Annotated in this window: 14 protein-coding genes and 1 tRNA gene; 10 read left to right on the top strand and 5 right to left on the bottom strand. The window is 46.8% G+C overall.

Features of this window, described 5'->3' with window-relative positions:
- The first annotated feature begins 332 nt into the window (after positions 1–332).
- From VIM72_RS17220 to VIM72_RS17200, 5 genes are all read left to right on the top strand, one after another.
- Positions 333–1,703 carry a dipeptidase gene (locus VIM72_RS17220; RefSeq protein ID WP_332004063.1) on the top strand — a complete coding sequence of 457 codons (1,371 nt, stop codon included), beginning with the start codon at positions 333–335 and terminating at the stop codon, positions 1,701–1,703.
- 46 nt (positions 1,704–1,749) lie between these two features.
- Entirely contained in the window at positions 1,750–2,148 is a 399-nt protein-coding gene (locus VIM72_RS17215) for an RNA-binding S4 domain-containing protein (RefSeq protein WP_332004062.1), read from the top strand.
- A 145-nt stretch (positions 2,149–2,293) separates the two neighbouring features.
- Entirely contained in the window at positions 2,294–4,360 is a 2,067-nt protein-coding gene (locus VIM72_RS17210; RefSeq protein WP_332004061.1) for a hypothetical protein, read from the top strand.
- 488 nt (positions 4,361–4,848) lie between these two features.
- Positions 4,849–6,072 (top strand): diaminopimelate decarboxylase, encoded by a 1,224-nt coding sequence (lysA, locus tag VIM72_RS17205; RefSeq protein ID WP_332004060.1) that lies wholly within the window; start codon positions 4,849–4,851, stop codon positions 6,070–6,072.
- 224 nt (positions 6,073–6,296) lie between these two features.
- Positions 6,297–8,630: a GAF domain-containing protein gene (locus tag VIM72_RS17200; protein ID WP_332004059.1), complete on the top strand. Its 2,334-nt coding sequence runs from the start codon at positions 6,297–6,299 to the stop codon at positions 8,628–8,630.
- A 134-nt stretch (positions 8,631–8,764) separates the two neighbouring features.
- Here VIM72_RS17200 and VIM72_RS17195 read toward each other — a convergent pair whose 3' ends face one another.
- A complete protein-coding gene (locus tag VIM72_RS17195) occupies positions 8,765–12,418 on the bottom strand; it encodes a BamA/TamA family outer membrane protein (protein ID WP_332004058.1) in 3,654 nt (1,217 codons plus the stop codon).
- The gene (locus VIM72_RS17190) at positions 12,415–13,263 is read right to left on the bottom strand and encodes a hypothetical protein (protein ID WP_332004057.1); all 849 of its coding nucleotides are present in this window, start codon (positions 13,261–13,263) and stop codon (positions 12,415–12,417) included. Before VIM72_RS17190 ends, VIM72_RS17195 begins: the two co-directional genes overlap by 4 nt.
- A gap of 161 nt (positions 13,264–13,424) precedes the next feature.
- Between VIM72_RS17190 and VIM72_RS17185 the strand changes: the two genes are divergently transcribed.
- The 5 genes from VIM72_RS17185 to VIM72_RS17165 are packed head-to-tail and all read left to right on the top strand — an operon-like array spanning position 13,425 to position 19,170.
- The gene (locus VIM72_RS17185; RefSeq protein WP_332004056.1) at positions 13,425–14,687 is read left to right on the top strand and encodes a Pycsar system effector family protein; all 1,263 of its coding nucleotides are present in this window, start codon (positions 13,425–13,427) and stop codon (positions 14,685–14,687) included.
- A gap of 6 nt (positions 14,688–14,693) precedes the next feature.
- The gene (gene ppk1, locus VIM72_RS17180; RefSeq protein WP_332004055.1) at positions 14,694–16,685 is read left to right on the top strand and encodes a polyphosphate kinase 1; all 1,992 of its coding nucleotides are present in this window, start codon (positions 14,694–14,696) and stop codon (positions 16,683–16,685) included.
- A gap of 27 nt (positions 16,686–16,712) precedes the next feature.
- Positions 16,713–17,216, top strand: a complete 504-nt coding sequence (locus tag VIM72_RS17175; protein ID WP_332004054.1) for a thioredoxin family protein — start codon at positions 16,713–16,715, stop codon at positions 17,214–17,216.
- A 7-nt stretch (positions 17,217–17,223) separates the two neighbouring features.
- The gene (locus tag VIM72_RS17170; RefSeq protein ID WP_332004053.1) at positions 17,224–17,733 is read left to right on the top strand and encodes a DUF4442 domain-containing protein; all 510 of its coding nucleotides are present in this window, start codon (positions 17,224–17,226) and stop codon (positions 17,731–17,733) included.
- A 33-nt stretch (positions 17,734–17,766) separates the two neighbouring features.
- Positions 17,767–19,170 carry an MBL fold metallo-hydrolase RNA specificity domain-containing protein gene (locus VIM72_RS17165; RefSeq protein ID WP_332004052.1) on the top strand — a complete coding sequence of 468 codons (1,404 nt, stop codon included), beginning with the start codon at positions 17,767–17,769 and terminating at the stop codon, positions 19,168–19,170.
- A 46-nt stretch (positions 19,171–19,216) separates the two neighbouring features.
- Here VIM72_RS17165 and VIM72_RS17160 read toward each other — a convergent pair whose 3' ends face one another.
- The 3 genes from VIM72_RS17160 to VIM72_RS17150 all read right to left on the bottom strand — a co-directional run bounded on the left by VIM72_RS17160 (position 19,217) and on the right by VIM72_RS17150 (position 23,910).
- Positions 19,217–22,414 carry a ligand-binding sensor domain-containing protein gene (locus VIM72_RS17160; protein ID WP_332004051.1) on the bottom strand — a complete coding sequence of 1,066 codons (3,198 nt, stop codon included), beginning with the start codon at positions 22,412–22,414 and terminating at the stop codon, positions 19,217–19,219.
- Positions 22,415–23,042: 628 nt separating this feature from the next.
- Positions 23,043–23,114, bottom strand: a tRNA-Glu gene (locus tag VIM72_RS17155).
- Between the two features lie 109 nt (positions 23,115–23,223).
- Entirely contained in the window at positions 23,224–23,910 is a 687-nt protein-coding gene (locus tag VIM72_RS17150; RefSeq protein ID WP_332004050.1) for a DUF1345 domain-containing protein, read from the bottom strand.
- Between the last annotated feature and the right edge of the window lie 120 nt (positions 23,911–24,030).

The following is a 24,030-nucleotide window of genomic DNA, read 5'->3' as shown; positions in this document are numbered from 1 at the left end:
GCTTCAGGCATGGAGCGGAGGAAGTATTGTCCGTTCCTCCGGTAACCGATCAGGTTACCCAGTTTGCCTGTAAAAGTGTTTATTCCTGTTTGTTTTGCCATTTGGGTTAACGTTTTTATTAAAAATACGGTAAAGCCGCGAGTGCTTATCAGCCTGGATTTTAGTAAATCACAAACGGGAGAGTATCGGACATTGGAGGTTATCCAAACAGAGAGGGACCGCTGTTGCCATTTCTCTAAAGCGTAATGCTCTCCCCTTTGAAACTATCTAAATCTGCAAATGTTGATTTTCCTTTAACTTGCACCACATTGTGAACTTAATTTCATAGCATCATGCAAGTTTGGAAAGATTACCAGGCAGAGAATAAAGATCGTTTCCTGGAAGAATTACTGGCGCTGTTACGCATTCCTTCAGTGAGTGCGGATTCCCGTCACAATCAAGATACCCAACAGTGTGCGGAAGCAGTAAAAGTACGTTTGGAAGAAGCCGGCGCTGATAAAGTGGAAGTTTGTCAAACGGCTGGTCACCCCATCGTTTATGGCGAAAAGATCATAGATCCTTCCTTACCCACCGTACTGGTATACGGCCACTACGACGTGCAACCTGCAGATCCGCTGGAACTGTGGCACAGCGGCCCGTTTGAGCCCGTGATCAAAGACGGTAACATATATGCCCGCGGCAGCGCGGATGATAAAGGCCAATTTTACATGCATGTAAAGGCTTTTGAAACCATGCACAAAACCAACACTATTCCCTGCAATATCAAGTTCATGATAGAAGGGGAAGAAGAAGTTGGCTCTGCTAACCTGGGCATCTTCCTGAAAGAAAACAAAGAACGGCTGAAAGCTGATGTGGTACTGATTTCAGATACTTCCATGATCAGCCTCGACAACCCGTCTATTGATACCGGTTTACGTGGACTGGCCTATATGGAAGTGGAAGTAACCGGTCCTAACCGCGACCTGCACAGTGGCGTATATGGCGGCGCAGTGGCTAACCCCGCTACCATCCTGGCCAAAATGATCGCCTCCCTGCATGACGAAAATAACCACATCACTATTCCCGGCTTCTATGATAAAGTACAGGAACTGAGCGCAGAAGAAAGAGCAGCACTGAACGCCGCGCCTTTTGATGAAGAAGAATATAAAAAAGATCTTGGTATAGATGATGTTTGGGGAGAGAAAGGATATTCTACCATTGAAAGAACCGGTATCCGGCCAACGCTGGAGGTAAACGGTATCTGGGGTGGCTATACCGGCGAAGGCTCCAAAACCGTATTGCCGTCTAAGGCTTTTGCCAAAATTTCCATGCGGCTGGTGCCTAACCAGGACTGGCACGAGATATCAGACCTGTTCACCAAACACATTGAAGCCATTGCGCCCAAGAGCGTAAAGGTGAAAGTAACGAAGCATCATGGCGGCAGCCCGTATGTTACCCCTACTGATTCTGTAGCATTCAAGGCTGCCCACCAGGCCATCCATACTACTTTTGGCAAAGATCCTATCCCCGTGCGCGGTGGGGGCAGTATTCCCATTGTAGCACTGTTTGAAAAGGAACTGGGGCTAAAAACAGTACTGATGGGCTTTGGACTGGATAGCGACAACCTGCATTCTCCCAACGAGAAGTATGGTTTAGCCAATTATTACAAAGGCATTGAAACCATTCCTTATTTCCACAAATTTTTTGCGGAACTGAGTAAATAGCATTACTGGCGGCAGCTGCGGCTGCCGCCAGCTTAAAGTTTTGAATATGAGCAATACCGAAAAAGTACGCGTAGATAAATACCTCTGGTCTATCAGGGTGTTTAAAACCCGCAGCCAGGCTGCAGATGCCTGCGACGGCGGTAAAGTAAAGATGAACGGCGCTTCTGTAAAAGCCGCTAAACCAGTAAGTATAGGCGATAAGTTTGAAATCAGAGGTGAAGCCCGGAAATGGGTGATAGAGGTAACAGGGCTGATCTCGAACAGGGTGGCCTATTCCGAAGCTATTAAGTATTACATCGATAATACCCCGGATGAAGACAAACTGGCGCCAGCGTACATTCCATCCGTATTCCAGACCGGTAAACGCCAGAGTAAGATAGGAAGGCCCACGAAGAAAGACCGCCGAAGTATTGAAGGGTTTATGGAAGGAGAGGAAGAAGAGTGATGGGGTGAATTGTTTGGAAAAGGTGCCTTTTTGTATTTGAGAGGCGCCTTTTTTTATTTGAACCACTTTGCTTTCTCCTCACGCACGTTCCATGCGTACCCGGATCAGATATTTGCTACTCATTGTTAACCCTAAAAGAAAAGACATGATAGTAGCAACTATGAATGATTTGAGGCTCACTGCCGGTACTGTAACCAATGAACATTGCCACCTGTTGGGATACTACGCTCCGGGAGATGGAGGTAGTGGTGAATTTTATTGGGACGCCACTTCAACAGCGGCAGATAATGGCGGTACAATTATTAAAGTGGCAGGTCATACCGGGAGCTGGCTGAGGATCTTCAGCGGGGCCGTAACTCCAAAGTGGTTTGGCGCCAAAGGAGATGGCGCTTCCAACGACACTACTCCGGTATCCATTTGTATGAATAACTTTGATGAAGTGGACCTCGTTGACTGTAACTATAAGGTAGCTGATATGACGTCAGCAAGAGCTACATCTCTAAGAAATGGAACAATTTCCTTGTTTCCTCTTTCGCGGATTTCAGTACTGGCCAACCTGAACCTGGAGAAAGTAATATTTGATGCGTTAGACCAGACAGTCAGAACAGCCATTCTCTATGTTTCCCCTGGAGGTGGTATTATAGCTAACAACTGCGTTTTTAAAAATATTAAAACATCCGCTCCTCCAGTTCCTTCAACTGAAAACAGGAATCAATATGCAATTATTGCAGATATGGCGAACTGCAATATTGTATTGGATAATGTCAGATTTGAAAACATTTCCGCCATGGGAGATGCCAATGGTGCTGAGGAAAATGCCGGCTTTTGTGGTGGAATATTTATATTAGCCAGCCAGGATATAACTTATGATAATCCCTCCTTGCCTACTTATTATAAAACTGTTTATAGCAAGCCGTCCAACGTAAGTATAACCAACTGCATTTTCAAGAATATCTATACCATAAAACATCCCTCGAATACAGGCCCCCTTGACACGGACGCGGATGCTATCCGAATCACTATAGATGACTATGACGACCGTTTTGATATCTGCCATAACATATTGATAGATCAAAACAGGTTTATTGACATCCAAAAATCCTGTGTCAAGGCTTCCAATTTCAATGGACTGATCATCAGCAATTCCGTTATTTCAACAGAAAAAATGACAACGACCCCGCTGATCGGGGCTTTTCGCCTGCAACCGGTAAAAACTGCACTTATCAGCAATGTTTTATACAACGGGACCTGCACCTATCTTATGTATTCACGGGGCAGTAAGGATATCCGTTTTCATAACATCAGTACGTTGGCGCCCAGCAATGTAACTACCGCATTCCAGATTTTGGACAATAGTGCCAACATCAGCATCGGTGGTTCAGACATTGCCTGCGGCAGGTTCCTCAATATCGAAACAAGTAGTGGAGCAATTGCCTGTGATCACCTGGCTGTTATGGATTGCAGGATAGTTCAGCAAACAGAGCAAACCCCGTTTATCCGCATTAAGAATGCACCGGACGTGTGTATTTCAGATTGTAGTATTACTACTTTAGACAATGCAGGGATAGATGGTATCAGTATCAGCGATGCACCTGGTTTTAGTCTTTCTGATTCGAAGCTATTTTATGGCAGAACTGCCATTTCCTGTATTGAGAATAATCTCTCTGTGCCCAACAATATTATGATTGCTTCGAGCAACTTTGAAAGGCTGCAATATGCTACAGGTAGCAGGCATATTTTATTAAGGGCCAGTGCTGGTACTAATCCGCAACTTACCGGTGTGGTAATAAGAGATTGCAGTTTTAGTTCAAGAAGCCAGGCTGCCAGGTCTAATGATGAGATCATGCTGCTATCTGGCACTGATGTGACCCTATCTGATCTGAACTTAATTGTTGTTCAGGTTGGCACTAACACGATACAGGCGGCGACTGGATTAATCCAGGTGTTACAGTCGACCCAGGTAAATATTAACAATGTAAATGCCCGCCACAACTTTGTTCCTACCGGGGAGTCATATACGGTGTTGCTCAGGCAAAGCAGTAAAATAGCCATTACCGGGGTTAAATCCTTTAATGGGGATGGAGTTACGCTTTATGAAAGCGTTGATTATATTGCTGCCGATAGTATCTTTTCCAAAGCTGGTCGTCAGCCATTGTGGGAAGCTGTTGTGCCTGTCAATAAATATTATGGTGATACTGCTGCCATTCTGTAGCTGACACAGGTGGATAAATATAATCTGCAATGAGCGGCGGGATTATACTATTAAGAAGGGGCAACCTGTTCCGGGTTGCCCCTTCTTAATATCTCCTACCAGAATATATTCAACCTGATTATTATTTAAAGCCCTGATGAAATCTCTGAAATCATCATTGAATCGACCCCATTATTGATTTATTTTCCAACATGAAAAGACAGTCTTATCCATCCGTGGCGGATTATCCGGATCAAAACCATACGCTTTTGAGATAAGATACCATGCCTGGCGTACCCGCTCTTCCAGCGAAAGGCTTAAATCCAATTATCTGCATCCGCCTCAGCAAATGTCTTGATCTTGAAAGCTGTTCTGTCAAATTTGTACAATTCCATATAAATACCTGATTTTAATAATACGTCTCCGCTAAAGGGATTCTCCCTTTTTTCTACAATTTCTCACTTTTGCGTAGTAATTTTGCATCCTCATTCTTAAACTAAGGATTTTCAATGCCTAAACAAAGCGACGTACTTGCTGCCGATTTCCTTGTGAAAGTAGCAGAAGAATTTGGTACCCCGGTATACATCTACCATGCAGAAAAGATTAAGACCCAGTATGAAAAGCTGCAGAAAGCGTTTCACAAGGCAGACACCCGCTTTTTCTACGCCTGTAAGGCATTGACCAACATCAATATCCTTAAGTACATCAATTCCATTGGCTGTGGCCTGGATACCGTGTCCATCCAGGAAGTACAACTGGGCCTCCGCGCGGGTTTTGATCCGAAGAATATCATTTTTACCCCCAATTGTGTGGACCTGCAGGAAATCATTGCAGCGAAAGACCTGGGCGTAATCATTAATATAGACAACCTCTCCATCCTGGAGCAGTTTGGCAATAAGTTCGGTGGCAGCTACCCGATCTGTATACGTTTGAACCCGCATATTATGGCAGGGGGCAACTTTAAGATCTCCACCGGGCATATCGACAGCAAATTTGGTATTTCCATTCACCAGATGCGCCATATTGAACGCATTATCAATTCCACTAAACTGAAGGTAACGGGCCTGCATATGCACACCGGCTCCGAAATCAAAGACGTGGATGTGTTCCTGCGCGGTGTGGAAGTAATGTTTGAAATGGTACAGCACTTCCCCGACCTGGAATCTATTGACCTGGGCAGCGGCTTTAAGGTGGCTTATCAACAGGGAGATCCCGAAACGGATATTGACCTGCTGGGTAAAAAACTGAGCGAAGCCTTCAACAACTTTGCTAAATCTTATGTACGCCCGCTGCAGCTGTGGTTTGAACCAGGAAAGTTCCTGGTAAGCCAGAGCGGTTATTTCGTGGTGAAAGCAAACGTGATCAAACAAACCACCGCCAACGTATTTGTAGGGGTGAACTCCGGCTTCAATCACCTGATCAGGCCGATGTTCTACGATGCTTTCCACCTGATCCGCAACATTTCCAACCCTAAGGGCACGGAACGGATCTATACCGTAGTGGGTAATATTTGTGAAACAGACACTTTTGGCTGGGACCGTAAGATCAACGAAGTACGGGAAGGCGATTACCTGGTGTTTTACAATGCCGGCGCCTATGGCTTTGAAATGTCGTCTAATTTCAACTCCCGCCTGAAACCGGCGGAAGTACTGGTAAAAGACGGTAAGCCGCACCTGATCCGTAAACGTGATACTTTGGAAGATCTGCTTAAAAACCAGATCGAATTGCAATAAATCTTCCGGATTTCGACAGATTCAGGTATTTGATTATCAAATGCATAGCATCTTTTGACAAATACCTGAATCCCGGAATTCAAAATTGATACAATATTTCCCCTACCTTTGCGTCTACAATAGTACCCTCCTCTGTTATTCCTGCAATGTTTTACTGTAAATTGTAATAAGAAGTTTATTACTGGCACTAAAAGGACAGCCTTTGGTTATAATTGTACGACAATATGAAAGTTTTAACTGCACACCCCGGCGTATTTAACGATGATAAAGTAATTGAGTCCAATATATCATTCGTACCATTCCTGAACTATCTGAAGGAAAAGGTATCCCATGAAGGAGAAGCCCGCTCTTCTTTCTATAAACTGATCATTGACAAGTTTGAAAGCAACCCGGCGGTACTCAAGCCTATTCCCAGCGATGCGGATCTTACGCCTTATAAAGAATACCTGGACCTGCTGATAGCCGCTATTTTCCCGGTTACTACAGACTCCAGCAAGGACATCTATGGCATAGGCGTTCCGTTTAAGTTCGCCATCTTCCATTATTCTGATGTCTTTAAACAACTGTTCACAGACAACGGTTCTGAATTAGCTGCTGTTCCGGACGGCATTTCCATAGCACAGGTGAAAAAAGACAAGATCACCTGGCTGTATAAACTGATCCTGGAAAAAGTGTTCCATTTCCCGATGAACTATAAGAACGAGATTATCCATACCGTGGAAACACCCGGTGGAGGTAAGCGTTACGTGAAAGTGAATATAGATCCCAGGTTTGTGGATGTAAAAGTGAACGGTGAACTGCCGAACCTGAACTACGACATGTTCTGTTCCAAGCAGATCACGCCGGAAGCCCTGCAACAGCTGCTGCCTACCAGCATGTTTTCCCTGGAAGGCTTTGTAATATGGACCGTAAAGGATGTAACCCAATCGGAATCGCTCAATAACATCAAGAGCCTGGTGATGAACATGCGCACCAGCAACGAAGTGGAAAGCTACCGGACGGTAGAAAAAATGATACCGGTGATCCTGGGCCTGCCTGATGTAACTGCCCACCTGGTACCCTTCCCCAAAGTGAACGGCAAAAATGTACTGGAAGAACAATTCTCCATTACTGACCCGATACTTGGCGTAGGCAACAAAAAACAACAGCAACATTTCTTCCAGCTCCTGCTGGATCACCTGCAGCAAAAGCCGGTACCGCTGATTGTTCCCGATGTGAATGAAAATTCCATTGCACCGCATGCGTTCCTGAAATATTTACCCATTAAGAATATCCGGAGCTTCGTGATATTCCCCATCACCCATAAAAAAGAAATACTGGGTGTACTGGAACTGGCTTCTTCCACCCCCAACGGATTATCGGCCGACCCGCTGTGGAAACTGCAAAACACCTATCCGCTGCTGGTACTGATGCTGAACCGCAGCATGAACATCCTGGAAAGCCGGCTGAACGAAGTGATCAAAGACCAGTTCACCGCATTACAGCCCGCTGTGGAATGGAAGTTTGTGGATGCCGCATGGAACTACCTGCTCACACCAGAGGAAGAAAGGAAAGATATTGAAAGCATCAGCTTTGATGAAGTATACCCGCTTTACGGCGCTGTGGATATCCGCAATTCCTCTATACAACAGGGCGCCGCCATCCGGGAAGATCTGCAGGAACAACTGGAACTGATCAGGGATACCCTGGAAACCATCGGTAAAACTATTCACCTGCCATTGCTGGAAGAACTGCAGTTTAAAACAAACGATTTGCTGGAGAACCTCAGCAACAGCCTGCAGGCAGGTGAAGACCTGAAAGTGAACGAATTCATGGACCAGGAAATTAAGCCGGTACTGGAACATTTGTGTGAAGACAATGAAGACCTGAAGCCGTTGCTGAATAGCTACTTTACCCAGATGGACAAATCGGAAGGGCGTGTTTACCATCACCGGAGAGAGTACGAAGAGAGCCTTGCCAACATTAACATGGCTATCAGCCAGTACCTGGAGAAAGAGCGGCAGTACATACAGCAATCGTTCCCATGCTATTTTGAAAAGTACCGTACCGATGGCGTAGAATACACTATTTATATTGGCCAGTCTATAGCGCAGGAGAAGAAATTTGACCAGCTATACCTGCGAAACCTCCGCCTGTGGCAACTTTCCTCTATGGCGCATATTGCAAGGCTTACGCATAAACTGGGACCTAAATTAAAAGTGCCGCTGCAAACCACGCAGATGATCCTGATGCACAGCGCTCCTATCACGATCAGTTTCCGTAGCGATGAACGCCGGTTTGATGTGGAAGGCGCCTATAATGTGCGTTACGAGATCATCAAAAAACGTATCGATAAAGTACATGTAAAAGATACGGGCGAACGCTTAACGCAACCTGGTACCATTGCTATGGTATATTCTTATGTAAGGGAAATGGAAGAACTGAAAAAGTATATCACTTTCCTGCAAAGCAAGAAAATACTGCTCCCGGAAATTGAAATGCTGGACCTGGAAGAATTGCAGGGAGTGAGCGGCCTGAAAGCGCTCCGCGTAAAAGTAAATATGGAAGCTACAATATAAAAAAGAGGATGTATCAACGGTAACCCGAATTACTGATATGATATATCCCTGGCAAAAGAGGAGGGGTATCAAAATTGATACCCCTCCTCTTTTTATTAAGGCGCCTGCTCAGTTTTTGATACATGCTTTTCTTCCTAAAATTTAAACCCGAAGGTGATATAAGGCACTGTTTCTTCTTTGGAATGCCCTACCACCGCTGTGATGATCAACGCATTGATAGGCGCTATATAAACGCCTCCTCCGTATCCGTCGTGCCAAACATGCGAAGTTTCATTTTCTCTCCATATGCGACCCACATCATTAAAGGCAATAAGTCCCACACCGGCCGGCAGGATATACGTTTTCAGATCAAATAGCTTCACGCGTATTTCCGTATTGTTATATACACTGGCATCGCCGGCAAAGCGGTAGTTACGATAACCGCGGAGGTTTTGTACCCCACCCACAGTAAGCGCCTGGAAGTATTCGTAATTGCCCCATAATTTACCACCGCCAAAGCGGCTTACGATCACAAAATTGGCCGGGATACGGAAGCTCATATAGAGGCTCAGATCCGATTGCAGCGATGTGGTGTTATAGCTGTTGCTGTTCACTCCGAAGTTACCGGCATATGTAGTGGTCCACAGGATACCACGGGTAGGAATGATCTTGTTGTTACGGGTATCGATAGTGGCTACTATTTTACCTCCTGCATATGCTTTATTGGCATAGATGCCTGCAGAATCCAACCCGTTATTTTTAAAATCAGTAATGAAACGGTCGTGGTTTTCATCTTTATTAAATGCGTAATTATTAAAAGAAGGTCCATATGCAATGGTCATATGATTGCCTATACTTGTTTTCAGCAATGCTTCTGCTGTATAGAAATTATACCGTGCCCGGTACCAGGAAATGGTTTTGTTATCCGACTTATCGAACACTGTTTCATTTCCATAACCAAAGAAGTTGATGGTGTTGTTTGGCGCCTTTGCCCTGGCGAACAACAGCAGGTCTGTTTTCCCGATCACATCTGTATACTCTCCTTCGTAACGGAAGTTCCAGGCGCGGGTGGCCAGCGAATGGGTGGCTGTGAACAGGTGCCTGGTGGAAAATGGTTCCCGGCGCCAGGAATGGCGGGTAAGCGAAAAGCCTAAACCGAGTAAAACGCCATCATCGCGGTTATAGCCACCAGCCAGTAACGGCATTGCTTTTTCATACTGGAAGGCGCTGCGGTTATATTTGATATTGGCCGGATCGTTCGACAGGCGGCGTTGCTCATTACCGGTGAGTGCAAAGGTATCTTTACCAGTGCGCTGATCGTATATGCGTACCCGTTTGCCTGCCTTTACCGAGGTGCTGTCTATATAAGTATCGGCGTCCTTGCCTCCTACCAGGCGGATACGGATCGGGGTTGCATGATCTCCTTTTACCACGAAGCGGTCGTTGCCTCCCATGCCGTATACATTTACTTCCCTGGTAACCGAAGGATCGAAAGTACGGGAGTAGATGTTTTGCTGAACGGCTCCTTTCCTGCTGATTTTGAAGATATCCAGCGCTACCTTGCCACCAGCCTGCTTTTCAACGGTGATAAGCTCATTCTTTTCTGTGGCCGGCACATCCACCCCTTTGGCGAGGAAGCGGTAATATTTGAGGGTATTCTTTTCCAGGATGTTTCGACGGGCGGATAATTTCTCTATCATCATTGGGCCTACCAGCGACCGGATAGTATCGGGGAAAGCTTTTACAGCAGCGTCGATCACGCTGTCGGTCATCTTCTTTAACAACTTATCTGTTTGTTTCTTCCAGTCGCTTTCATCCATTTCATTGAGGAAAGAGCGGTCGAAATAACGGGTGCTGAAGTTAAAGCCGTTGATATCCGGGATATCATTCCGGAAGCCTTGTATGGCCGGCATAAACCAGGGACGGGCTGCCAGGCGGGGAATAAAACCGCCGTTCAGGAAAAATGCCTGATCGCGGTCGCGTGGCACAGGGTAATAATATTCCTCTCCTTTATGTTTCTCTTTATACCAACGCCACTGGTCATCGTGCCGATCAAAATCCATGATATACATATCAAAGATACGGGCGCGGAGCACGGATTTCTGGTCGATGTGCACATCATTATCTCCCCAGATCTTAGCCAGTACCTTTGGTGTGTTGTATGTTTTATCGTTGCTGCCGGTAACGGGCTCCCTTTCTTCAAAGAGGAACACTTCGTTGCCGTAGTCGTTTGCATAAATGCCGAGGGAGCTGTCTGCCGGCAGGTATACAAAAGTAGGATTGGTATGCGGCACGCCGGCGGCTTCGGCCAGTACGCTTACTGCCAGCGGGGCGTAAGGATTGGCGGCAGAGATCTGGTCCTGTACTACTTCGCGGGCAATGGTTTCTCGCAGCATTTCAGGAATGGCCGCCAGGGGGAACTTTTTCAGGGAGCGCATAGACCATTCGGTGCCGGTACTGTCTTCCAGGCGGAGTGAATGTGTTTGTTTTCCGCCACCGCGTTGCAGGATCTTCAGGCCGCCTTTGGCGGTTTTCAGGTCCAGTACCGGGAAGTTCAGCGGGGTAGCCCACACCTGGCGATAGTTTTCGCCCAATAATTTTTTATGAAAATTGGAGACATGGATATACTGTGTATCGGCAGCTACTTTGATAGCCGGCGGCAATGATGCCGGCGGATGATAAGCAAGCGCCTGTTGAGGGATATCCTGCAGGCGGAACAACGTATTGGTGAACACCGGCTGTGCGCCGTTGTCTGCAATATAATACTGTACCCGCACGGTACTGTCAGACATCAGCTCAATAGCGCTGAAACCGTTGGCGGTGCTGGCGAACAATGATTTGGCCCCTTTCTTTACGCGGTTATTTTTTGCGCCGCTGCCACTTACCACATAGGCGTTCTGGTTATCTTTTATGAGCTGGAGCGTATGATCATGGCCGGAAACAAATACCACGGGGCCATGTGGCTTCAGGGCTGTTTCCACTCCTTTGATCATCTGCTGGTATTTAGGGTTGGGGATATCTTCCGGGGTACCAAAAACACCACGGGCAATGGGATAGATAGAGCCTATCACCGGCAATGGTATAAACAGGGCCGGGCGCAGGTCGGTAAGCGGGAAGATATGTTGTTTGATAGTATAATATCCGCCATGGATGCCATAACTGCGGAAAGGATGGTGGGTAGCAAATATGATCAGCTTGTTGCGGTTCATGGCTACTATTTCCGACAGCCTGTTGAGCACCTCGTCGTTGTCTTTACAATCGCAGGACGATTCGATGCCCGGTTTCTGATAGGGGAACACCCACCATTCACTGTCCATGATGATGAGGGTAATATTATCGGAGATCTTTACTTCCGTAGGGCCGGGGCAACCTTCCTTTGGCTCAAAGTGCACATTGGCCAGGTGCTGGGAATCCACGTAATGTTGCTGGTTACGGATAATGTCCCATCCATCGGGTTTACTTTTGTCCCAGTCGTGGTTACCGGGAATAATATACCCCTCTGCATTGGTGCCGCGTACCAGGTTGATCTGGTAATCGATGATTTCCTTTGCTTTGGGAAATTTGCTGCTGCCGGAGTCGGGTAACCCTCTCGGGTATACGTTATCGCCCAGGAACAGGATGGTATTCCGGTTGTCCTGCAGGTCGAAAGTATTGCGGACAGCGTCCACAACGGAATTTTTGCCATTATCGTGCAGCTCCCCGGCATCACCGATAAGGATCACGCGTTTCACTACCTGTGGCGACTGTGCATAACCGGTGGTGCAGGCAAAAATGAGTAAGGCAATATAGATTATGGTTGATCTGATCATCTGGACTTATAACTAAATTTAAGAATATTGGCAGTACCGTCGTAGCCGCCTTCATTGGAAATATACATATCGCCGTTCGGAGCAAAGGCCAGGCCTTCCGGCTGAAGGAACAAGCGGTGTTTCAGGTTGTAGGCTTCCTGTACGTGGCCCTGGAGATCGGCGATCACGAGCAGCCCGTTTACCGAAGCAACGATATACAACCGTTTTTCGATAGGGTGAATGGCTGCTGCCGATGGTTTGAAAAAGCGCATATCTGATCCGGCCAGGCGGGCAATTTCCTGGTTACTGAACCGGTAGATGGCCGTGGTATCAAATGTTTTGCTGGCCAGGTTGAAGCGGTAGGCGCTGGTAACACCCAGCTTTTTATCATCTTCACAATTCTTACAGATCATTACAATACCGTTGTTGTCGCGGTCGTAATAAGTGGTTTCAAACTCCTTTTTCCCCGGCTTTTCCATTTTATAATGATCGCTGTATACGCTGTCGGTGAACAGGCCGTGCACATGGAACAGGGAGCCATTACTTTTAAGCACAAACCATCCGCTGTCGGTATGGCATATATCTTCATAATCGCCATCCTTTGCAAATTTAAAATGGGGATAAGGTTCTTTTGCCAGTACATCCAACTGGTAAATGCGGCCTTCCTCATCGTTGATGGCCATAATTTTGTGCTCATCGGGGAATAATTCGATGCCGGAAATTTCCTGCATGGATTCCCTGACCCGGTAGCGTACCGGCTCTTTCAGGTCATATCCCTGGGGGGAAGCATATACTTTTTGTTCCCTGTCGCTCAGATTACATGACAGTAAGAAAAGGAGAAAGATTAACCCGATCCGGACATCCATAGTGTAACTTTATAGCATAAATTTAACTCAAAAATGCAGTAACTTAGGTTCAATTTGCGATTTGTAATACGCGAAATAGCGAACATACCGTTATTAGTACCATAAAGTGCAAAGTAATAAAACGTATTTCGCAGTTCCTTATCTTAATTTTCGTCTTCCTTATGCAAAACAATGCTATTATAGATGCAGCCCGGGACTATGTTATAGCCCAGTATCAGCAACATCCGCGCCCTAACCTGGTTTATCATAATCTCGTACATACACAACAGGTAGTGCAGGCTGCGGGGCAGATTGCTGCCCATTACCGTTTGCAGGACGATGAATTAGCGGCCGTTTATGTAGCTGCCTGGTTCCATGATGCCGGCTACCTGCTGGGCGAAGGCAGCGCGCACGAAGAAAACGGCGCCAAAGAGGCATTGCAGTTCTTACAGCAACAACAGGTGCCTGAAAATGTTCAGTTGATGGTAAAGGGCGCTATCCTGGCTACCAAAATGCCACAGTCGCCCCAGAACCTGGTAGAACAGATTGTTTGTGATGCCGACCTCTCCCACCTGGGCTCCAAAGAATTTACCGACCGGAACAAATTGCTCCGGCAGGAAATGGAGCTTACCTACCAGATAGACATCCCCGGTATCAAATGGCTGAACAACAATATCAAGTTCCTGACGGAGCATCATTACTGGACCGACTACGCTCAAACCCTGTTCAAGCAACAGAAGGATGATAACCTGGAAAAGCTGAAAAAGAAGCTGGAGAAGAAAACAAAAGAGGCTGACGAAGAACATCTTACTTCTGTTGCCGCCGCCGCGGTTACACCAGGCGCCGAAGGCGTTCCCGCAACTGCCACGGAGAAAAAGAAAAAAAACAAGGACAAAGAGAAAAGCGGCAAATCGGAACGCGGCGTGGAAACCATGTTCAGAACCACTTCCACCAATCATATCAGGCTCAGTTCCATGGCCGACAGCAAAGCGCATATCATGATTTCGGTGAATTCCATTATCATATCAGTGATATTGAGCGTGCTGGTAAGGCGGCTGGAAGATTATCCCAATATGGTGATCCCTTCCATTATTTTCCTGTTCACCGCGGTGCTCACCGTCATCTTCTCCGTACTGGCCACCCGCCCGAATGTAACCAGTGGTATTTTTACCAAAGCAGATATTGAAAAGAAAGATGCCAACCTTTTGTTCTTTGGCAACTTTTATAAGATGCACCTGGAAGAATACCAGTGGGGAATAAAACAGATGATGGACGATTCAGATTTCCTGTACAGCAGCATGACCAGAGACATTTACTACCTCGGCGTAGTGCTTGGCCATAAATATAAACTGCTGCGTATTTCCTATAACATTTTCATGTTTGGCCTGATCATTTCAGTATTTGCTTTCCTGATCGCAGCCATTTTCTTCCCGGTAAAAGCATAATGATTCATGGGTGTTCCTTTATATAACCGCGATCTGAGCTGGTTATCGTTTAATTACCGGGTGTTGTTGATGGCGGCCGACAAACAGGTACCGCTATACGAAAGGATTAAATTCCTTTCCATTTTTTCTTCCAACCTGGATGAATTTTTCCGGGTAAGGATGCCAGCCATTCTTACTATCAATAGAGTGCTGGAGAATGATCCGGATGCCGGCGAAAATGAATCCATCAGCAGTGATACATTACAACAGGTGTTGCAGGAAATAAACCGGCAGCAGCAGGAATACGGGCAGATCTTTACCGGTAGCGTGTTACCGGATCTGCAGGCCCGGGGCGTGCAATTGTATTATAACCAGCCCTTTCAAGCCGCCCATCTACCCTTTACCAAAAACTATTTTCTTACTACCCTGCTGGCCTACCTGCAACCGGTATGGCTCAACGGGAAACAGGGAAAGCTGTTTCTTGAAAACAACCAGTTATACCTCGCCGTAACACTGGTACCGGAACAAAATACCGGTATACAGGAGTACGTGATTGTAAATATACCTTCCGCACTCCCGCGTTTTCAACAGCTGCCCTCGCTGGATGGAGTGCATTACATTGCTTTCCTCGACGATATTATACGCGCCCATCTCTCCTACCTGTTCCCCGGCTATACCGTGGAAAGCTGCCATAGCATAAAGCTTACCCGTAACGCCGAAATGGATATGGATGAAATGAAAGGCGATATCCTGGAAGAAGTGGAAACGCTGATCCGCAAACGGGAACTGGGCGTACCTACCCGTTTCCTTTACGATGCCACCATTCCCCGGTCGCTACTGCATTTCCTGGCTATCCAGTTTGATGTGCAGGAAGACGAACAGGTGATGGGCGGCCGTTACCACAACCTGAAAGACCTGGCTAACCTGCCGGCGCCGGCGGGATTACAGCAGGTGGATTATCCAAAAGTTATTCCGTCGGAAAACAAATCCATTGCTGCTACCGACCGGTTGCTGGACCTGGTGCTGCAACGGGACCTGCTGGTACATCTTCCCTACCAGCGTTATGATTATATCCTTCGCTTTTTCAATGAAGCCGCTGCCGATCCTGATGTTGCGGAGATATATGTAACACTGTACCGTATCGCTTCCGGCTCACAGATAGCGCAGGCGCTGATCAGTGCAGCGAAGAACGGGAAAAAAGTAACGGTGTTCGTAGAACTGAAGGCCCGTTTTGACGAAGCCAATAATATCCGCTGGGCAAAGAAAATGAAGGATGCCGGCGTAAAGCTCATTTACAGTATACCCGGTATGAAAGTGCATGCCAAAACAGCGCTGGTAAAGCGTAACCGCGGCTATCAATGGGATTATTGCGGCCTGATTGCCACAGGTAATTTCAACGAAAGCACAGCGCGTTTTTATACCGATCATGTACTGTTTACCAGTCATAAGGATATTACCCGGGAGATGGAACTGCTGTTCCTTTACCTGCAAAGCAGGGAACAACCGGTTGGTTACCAGTTTTTACAGTTCCAGCATTTGCTGGTAGCGCAGTTCAATATGACGGAGCGCTTTGCCGGGTTGATCAACCGGGAAATTGTGAACGTAAAAGAAGGGAAGCCGGGCAGGATCATCATCAAAATAAATAATCTGCAGGAAAGAGGAATGATCAGCAAGCTGTATGAAGCCAGCCAGGCGGGGGTACAGATAGACCTGGTTGTTCGCAGCATTAACTGCCTGGTGGCAGATATTCCTGAAAGCAAAAATATCCGCATTACCCGTATAGTAGACAGGTACCTGGAACATGCGCGGGTATTCATCTTCCATAATAATAACCAGGAAGAAGTATATATGGGCTCCGCCGACTGGATGAACCGTAACCTGCACCGCAGGATAGAGGTATGTGTGCCGGTGTATGATCCCGTGCTTCAGCAACAACTGAAAGATATTGTACAGTTACAGCTGAAAGACCCTGGTAAAGCCCAGCTGGCCATCCAGGCGTATGTGCAAAATATAGTGTAAATTAGATATCCTGATTAATCGTTTTTTATGAAGAAGTTTGTTTGGACGTTGTTATTGAGTATAGTCTTTGCGATTCCTGCCACACAGGCGCAAACACATGACCTGGAACATATTTACAACCCATCTGCCGATGCGAAGGCAGATATCGCTGCTGCAGAAAAAAAGGCTGCTAAAGAAAACAAGCACGTATTGCTGCAGATCGGCGGCAACTGGTGTATCTGGTGTAAAAGACTATATAAGTTTGTAGAAGATGATGCTGAATTGAAAGCCACACTGAATGATAATTATGTGGTGTATCATCTTAACTACAGCAAAGAAAACAAGAACCTGCCTATCCTGAAAGAGCTGGGCTATCCGCAGCGTTTCGGGTTCCCGGTGCTGGTGATACTGGATGCCAAAGGCAACCGGCTGCATACGCAGAATTCAGGGTTGCTGGAATCGGCGGATTCCTATGATAGGAAGAAAGTGCAGGAATTCCTGAAACAATGGTCACCCGCTGCCTTGCAGCCTTCCCATTACATCAACGAATAAACTCGTTATGGATAACGGCATTACCACTTTCAACACGGATGCTGTGCAATCTTTTCAAAAGTTTGCACGGCATCCGTTTAAGTTTTCAGCCTACCTGTTCTGGAAGCTACCGGCAGCGTGGCTTTCGGGCGTGCGGTTAAAATCGCTGGAAACCAATACCTGTGTAACCACTGTTCCCTTCCGCTGGTTATCGCAAAACCCTTTCCGTTCCACGTACTTCGCCTGCCTGGCCATGGCCGCTGAGTTAAGCACCGGTTTGCCCGCCATGATGTATGTGCGCAGTGCGCCGCGTCGTGTATCCATGCTTGTTACCGGGATGGAATCTTCTTTTGTAAAGAAGGCTACCGGTATTACCATCTTCACCTGCGCTGAGCTGCCACTGCTGAGAGCCGCCATAGAACGTGCACTGAACGATAATTCCGCAGAAACAGTTACCCTTCATAGTGAAGGCAGGGATAAAGACGGCATATTAATTGCCTCTTTCGCCATCACCTGGTCGTTTAAATGTAAATCGTAAAATGGTGAACCATGTTCGCCCTAAATTTCAGATATGAAAATTGCATTTCATGGCGCTGCGCGCACTGTTACAGGATCAAAACACCTGATCACACTTAAGAATGGCAAAAAGGTTTTATTGGATTGCGGTATGTTCCAGGGCATGGGCCATGAAACAGATTCCCTTAACAGGGAGTTTGGGTTTGACCCGCAGGAAGTAACGTACATGGTGTTATCCCACGCGCATATTGACCACTCCGGTCTTATACCGCGACTGGTGAAACTGGGTTTCAGGGGCAGTATTTTCTGCACGCCTGCTACCCGCGACCTGGCGGAGATACTGCTGCTCGATTCCGCGGAAATACAACGCGATGATGCGAAATTCACCAATAAAAAAATGGCCAAAGAAGGGCTGCCTTTTATAGAGCCGTTGTACACTATAGACGATGCCAAACTGGCTATTGACCGTTTGAAACCGATGGGGTATAATACCTGGACCAATATTGACCCGGATATACAACTGATGTTTACCGACGCGGGGCACATTGTGGGCGCGGCATCCGTGCACCTGCGCATCACCGAGAACGGTAAAACAGAACAGGTTTCTTTCAGCGGCGATATTGGCCGTTATAACGATGCGATCCTGAAATCGCCGCAGGTATTTCCGCAGGCGGATTATATCCTGATAGAATCCACCTATGGCAGTACCCTGCATGCAGATGCCGCTCCTGCCGACGATGAGCTGCTACGGCATATCCGGGAAACCTGCGTAGGAAAAAAAGGGAAACTGATCATTCCTGCCTTCAGCGTAGGACGTACACAGGAGCTGTTGTATGCACTGAACAACGCACAACTGGCGGGTAAGCTGCCAAAGGTGGATATTTTTGTAGACAGCCCTCTTTCCACGGAAGCTACGGCGGTTACCAAAGCGCATCCTGAAGTATTTAACCGGGATGTAGCCAATATCCTGAAAAAGGATGATGATCCGTTCGACTTTCCCGGTTTACGTTATATCAAAACAGTAGATGAATCCAAAGCGCTGAACTTCCGACAGGAGCCCTGCGTGATCATTTCTGCATCAGGCATGGCCGAAGCAGGACGTGTGAAACATCATATTGCAAATAACATCGATAATGCCCGCAATACCATCCTGATTGTGGGTTATTGCGAACCACAGTCGCTGGGCGGTAAGCTGATGCGCGGTGCGAAAGAGGTATCTATTTACGGCACCCGCTTTCATGTAAATGCGGAGGTAGGCGTGATCCGTTCCATGAGCGCGCATGGCGACTATGAAGACCTGAGCCAGTGGCTTGCCTGCCAGGATCCCAAAGAAATAAAAAAACTTTTCCTGGTACATGGCGAATACGATGTGCAGCAGATCTTTAAGGCATGGCTGTTTAAAAAAGGTTTCCTGGATATTGAGATCCCGGACCGTCATTATGAGATTGGCCTTGCATAAATAATATTCCCGCAAATGGAGAGGCCGGGCATGGTCTTTCCATTTGCTACTCTTCCACAAACGGGAACCATAAGTTCACCCTTGTTCCCAGCGCTTTCCCTTCTTCATCTACCAGGTCTTCAATATCAAAGCTGGCATCTACATTAAAGCGGCTGTTGTACAGCGAAAGACGATCGCGGGTAATCTGCAGTCCGCGCGACTGGTGACGGGGTTTATTCATCCTTTTCATGGCTGCTGATTTTTCCCGGCCTATACCGTTATCTTCAATCGTGCACAGGATGCGGTCATCTACCTTTTTAAAGGTAATGGTAACCTTCCCTTTTCCTTTATCGTGCAGCAACCCGTGCCAGATGGCGTTTTCCACGAAGGGTTGAATTACCATGGTGGGCACATCTACCATATGGGCGTCAAGAGAAGGATCAACAATGATCTCGTATTCAAATTCATCAGTGAAGCGGAGTTTTTCAAGTTCCATGTAGTTTTCCAACACACCGATTTCCTGTGCCACTGTAGTATTATTGAGTTGTGAATTATCCAGCACATTGCGGATCAGTTTTGCAAAGCGGCTCAGGTAGGCCAGCGCCTGTTCCGTTTCACTTTTCATCATGAAGGTTTGTATAGAGTTCAGCGCGTTGAAAATAAAATGCGGGTTCATTTGTGCACGCAGCGCTTTCATTTCCAGCTGGGCAATTTGTTGCTGTATGGCTTCGCGTTGTTTTGCTTCTTTTTTAATACCGGCAATACGGAGGCGGTAGTAGAGATATACCAGGGAAGCAGCCAGCAGCAGGCATAACAGCCGGAACCAGGTAGTTTGCCAGAAGGCGGGTTTAATAAAGATCTTCAGCGTGCTGATGTGTTGTGAAAAGGTACCGGCAGTGTTTACAGCGCGCACGCGGAATGTATAATTTCCCGGGGGCAGGTTAGTATATTTTGCCATCAGGATATTATCTGTGAGCACCCAGTTCTCGTCTACCCCTTCCAGCTGGTAATAGTAGCGGATCCTTTCGTCGTGGTACTGCAGGCTTTTGAATTCAATGCTGATAAAATTCTGTTTGTGGCTGAGGGTAACCGGCGTACTGTCGCGCAGCGCTGATTGGATCAGGATGATACTGTCGAGCGCTTTCAGGTTCAGGATGGTTACATCCGGCGGTGGCGGTGCGGCGCTAAGGCTGGCGGGATCGAAAGCAACAATATGATCGGAGGCGCCTACGACCAGGTTTCCATCTGCCAGTTTCACGATCCGGCGTCTCACCTTGCGGGTATTATCAATAATATCATCTCCCTGGATAAAGGTTTCCAGCCGGTTATCCGCTACGTGATAGCGGTAAAATCCGTATTGTGTGGTGAACCATATCCTGCCGGGGCCGTCTTCTTCCATACTCAGCACCCATTGATCAAACAATTTGGTGTTGGTGAGAAGCGGCTTATAGGTATGCATGCGTGGATTACAGATCCACAAACCGTGATCGGTACCTGCCAGTAAAGTCGTATCATTAAAGCGGTGAAGACTGGTGATATTGCTGTATACCTTTGTATTCCATTCAAATGTTTGCCGGTGTACAATACGCCGGGAACGGATGTTGAACTGAATAAGGCCGGCGCTGCTGGAACCGAGCCACAGCAGGGAATCTCCATCGGGCACAATATCCATTACCGAAACCGGGCGTTTTAATGAATCTATTATTTCATGATAGTGTTGAAAAGTATTTTGTTGTGGGTTCCAGCGGGCCAGCCCTCTTTTGTATAAGCCTATCCAAACGGCAGTATCGTTTTGCGGATGCAGGTTCAGGATTGTTTGTTCATAGAGAACGGGAGAGGTGAGATGTTTGATAAATTTCCCGGTGGCCGGATTAAACACTGAGATATAGGCGTTTTCCTGCCCCACGAGGATATCTCCATTTTTCAGTTCTGCGAAAGTCCATACCAGTCCGCGCTCTTCGGGAAGTGTATATGCCGGTTCCCCGTTGTCGTGTACATAGTTGCGGACCAGTTCCAGGTTTTTGTTTAAGCGGCTGAAGCCTTTTCCCCAGTAGCCTACATACACATCGCCCCCGGACGACTGGAAGATGCCCGTTACTTCCGTTGCAGGCAGGTGTTGGGAAGTATTGGGGAAAACGGTTCTGTTATCGAGGAGGCGGAATGTTTTGTTATGGAGGCTGAGGATATTCACACCGAGGTCGGTGCCTATCCAGAGGTGGCCTTCACGGTCGCTCAGGAAGCAATTGGCTTCGTAGGTGTAATGAAACCCTTTTTCGTCTGCGTTATTAGCAATGATATTCAGATCAAATTTTTTCAGGGCGCGGTTAAAACGTAGTATTCCTCCTTTTTCTGTGGCTATCCATAGATTTTTGTCGCTGTCGGTTACCAGGTCGAAGATGGCGTCATAATCTTCATCGCTTTCTTTTCCGCCGGGTGGTTCAAAGGTATAGTGGGCAAGTTGCCGGGAACGGGGATCATAATTGTACAGGATACCGTGACGGCCGGCCATCCATATCTGGTGTTCACTGTCTGTAAATATTTTTCTGAAGGTGTTATCGATGTTGAGCACCGGCAGTTGTTGCGGGTTGTTGGAAGAGTTGTACAGATTTTTTCGTTGGCGGTCCAGTATGTATACACCGTGTTTACCACTGATCCAGAGGTTCCCGCTTTCATCTTCCATGATGGCATCCATCATCTGGATGCGGTCTGCTTCCGGGATAACGTCTGCTTTCCGGAAGTTAAGGTCTTTTTCGTTGAACCGCAGGAGGCCGTCGTGGGTGGTGGCCCAGATCACGCCTTCGTGGTCTTCGAGGATCTGGCTGCACTGCAATCCTTCGGGGCGAACGTTGCGATCGGCCACCAGAAGGGCTTTTACCTTATCTGTAATGGGGTCGTACACACGAATGTTATCCGGAGTGCCCATCCAGATACGGCCTTTTTTATCTTCGCAGAGGCAGATATCGTCGTAATAAATGGAGCCTGGCACCCTGTCGAAGCTGGCCACCGTTACCAGGTTAGCGCCATCATAGCGTTGCAGGGCGGTGCTGGCGATCCATATAAATCCTTTCCTGTCTTGCAGTATAGCTGATACGTGGTTACTGGCCAATCCGTTGCTGATATCGAGATGGGAGAAATTATAGGTAGGTGTTTCCCTTTTCTGGGCAGTAGCCGTGGTAAGGGATAACAATATCCACAGCAGGTAAAAACCATACCTGGCTACAGTTTGCCATTGTTGGGCATGTGCCTTTATATGACTATTACTCATTTCAAGTTCAGGGGAAGTAGTGCTGTCAGATAAATGTACTAAATGTTGTTGTGAATTTGATGCAGGAGGGGTGATAAAAGGGGGAGCATTCATTTTTGTAAGATCGTTACCGCCAACCGGGTTATATTGCGTAACCAGTAAATTCCGCTATCCATCTCAGGGCAGATGGCTGGAAACCACTGGTTGCATACGACCGTCTTCAGTTAGCAGGCGTTTGTGATACTGATGGATTTCCGGGATTTCCCACAGACTTTTATTTTACCCCCGATCGGAACGCTGTTTTACGGGTGATGTATGCCAGCTCCGGATTTATGGTTGGGGCGACTCTTTTCACAAAGGACAGCATCAATTTTTTACAGAGAAAGGGGATGCTTATTACGCCGCGCCCACTTCGTTAGTGATATCTTTAAAGAAATCAATAACAGGGAGTAGGTGTACTCCCGGATGTTATAAATCAATCCATGTCATTAAAGTAATCAACAACCGAGGGTATGTGCACTCCCTGTTGTTATAAATTCATATGGTGCTGCGTCCCCTGTTGGTTTAAAACTACAGGGGGGTGCATTTCAACCCATAAAAAAAGCTGCTCTGGGAAGAGCAGCTTAATGAAAATAGAAGTATTTCTTTGTACCACGTACGGGATTCGAACCCGTGATTCCTCCGTGAAAGGGAGGCGTCTTAACCCCTTGACCAACGCGGCGTTTCGTTTGGGATTGCAAAGATAGGAAAATGTTTTACAAACCAAAACTTTTTTTCGAATCTTTACCAAAGGTAAGAAGATTATGAAAAAAAACTGCTGTTGAGACGGTCTACTCCTTCAGACCAGCGATCAGGTTGATAGTTAATGCCACTACAAATGTATTCAGCAAAAAGGAGAGTAAACCATGCGCTAATGCGGTACGGCGGATCATCCTGCCGGTGATATCCACATCCGATACCTGGAAGGTCATACCGATCACGAAGGCAAAATAAGCGAAATCAATATAATCAGGTTTCTTTTCCTGTGGAAATTCCAGACCGCCTGCATGTTTGGTACTATCATTTTCATCATCGTCGTAATAGAGATGGGTATAATGAAAAGTGAGAATAGTATGTACCATTGTCCATGAGGCCAGCATCCCCGAAACAGCTACCGGCAGATACAGGACTTTTGAAAGCCCCGTCAGCTCTTTAGACAACATCATTAGCAACACCAGTACCAGGCTTGCCACAGAAGCTACGACCACTGTAAGCGTAACAAAAGTACGGCTGCCATCATCTATTCTTGCCCAGGTGCGGATCTCGTCTGTAGTTCGGTTAAAAAATACAATCCAGCCGGTAGCAATGTAGGAAATAGCGAAGATATCCCATAGCATGGCAGATAACACCAGCGGATGTACTTCTATCTTCAGTAATAGAAGTACTATATATATCAAAACGGTAAATCCCAAACTCACTAATACGCGCTGTAAAGGGTGCATACGCACAAACAGGGAAGCAACTTTCTTTTTTCTCATACAAGAAGACTTATTATTAAAGATACCCTTCATTTTCAAAGCATCCTTATCCCGATCGGAAATTATTTATTCAGGTCATTCTATTTATCTGTTTCAGCATACCCTCATTAGTTGAAGAGC

Origin of the sequence: Chitinophaga sp. (assembly GCF_036569185.1) — a bacterium.
Lineage (GTDB): Bacteria > Bacteroidota > Bacteroidia > Chitinophagales > Chitinophagaceae > Chitinophaga.
This window is presented reverse-complemented; position numbering and strand designations above follow the sequence as displayed.

Coding starts and splice junctions, on each gene's coding strand:
- VIM72_RS17215 (WP_332004062.1), top strand. CDS start 1,750: ATGAGCAATACCGAAAAAGTACGCGTAGATAAATACCTCTGGTCTATC.
- VIM72_RS17190 (WP_332004057.1), bottom strand. CDS start 13,263: ATGGATGTCCGGATCGGGTTAATCTTTCTCCTTTTCTTACTGTCATGT.
- VIM72_RS17170 (WP_332004053.1), top strand. CDS start 17,224: ATGGATAACGGCATTACCACTTTCAACACGGATGCTGTGCAATCTTTT.
- VIM72_RS17165 (WP_332004052.1), top strand. CDS start 17,767: ATGAAAATTGCATTTCATGGCGCTGCGCGCACTGTTACAGGATCAAAA.
- VIM72_RS17195 (WP_332004058.1), bottom strand. CDS start 12,418: ATGATCAGATCAACCATAATCTATATTGCCTTACTCATTTTTGCCTGC.
- VIM72_RS17210 (WP_332004061.1), top strand. CDS start 2,294: ATGATAGTAGCAACTATGAATGATTTGAGGCTCACTGCCGGTACTGTA.
- VIM72_RS17200 (WP_332004059.1), top strand. CDS start 6,297: ATGAAAGTTTTAACTGCACACCCCGGCGTATTTAACGATGATAAAGTA.
- VIM72_RS17185 (WP_332004056.1), top strand. CDS start 13,425: ATGCAAAACAATGCTATTATAGATGCAGCCCGGGACTATGTTATAGCC.
- ppk1 (WP_332004055.1), top strand. CDS start 14,694: ATGGGTGTTCCTTTATATAACCGCGATCTGAGCTGGTTATCGTTTAAT.
- VIM72_RS17160 (WP_332004051.1), bottom strand. CDS start 22,414: ATGAGTAATAGTCATATAAAGGCACATGCCCAACAATGGCAAACTGTA.
- VIM72_RS17175 (WP_332004054.1), top strand. CDS start 16,713: ATGAAGAAGTTTGTTTGGACGTTGTTATTGAGTATAGTCTTTGCGATT.
- VIM72_RS17150 (WP_332004050.1), bottom strand. CDS start 23,910: ATGAGAAAAAAGAAAGTTGCTTCCCTGTTTGTGCGTATGCACCCTTTA.
- VIM72_RS17220 (WP_332004063.1), top strand. CDS start 333: ATGCAAGTTTGGAAAGATTACCAGGCAGAGAATAAAGATCGTTTCCTG.
- lysA (WP_332004060.1), top strand. CDS start 4,849: ATGCCTAAACAAAGCGACGTACTTGCTGCCGATTTCCTTGTGAAAGTA.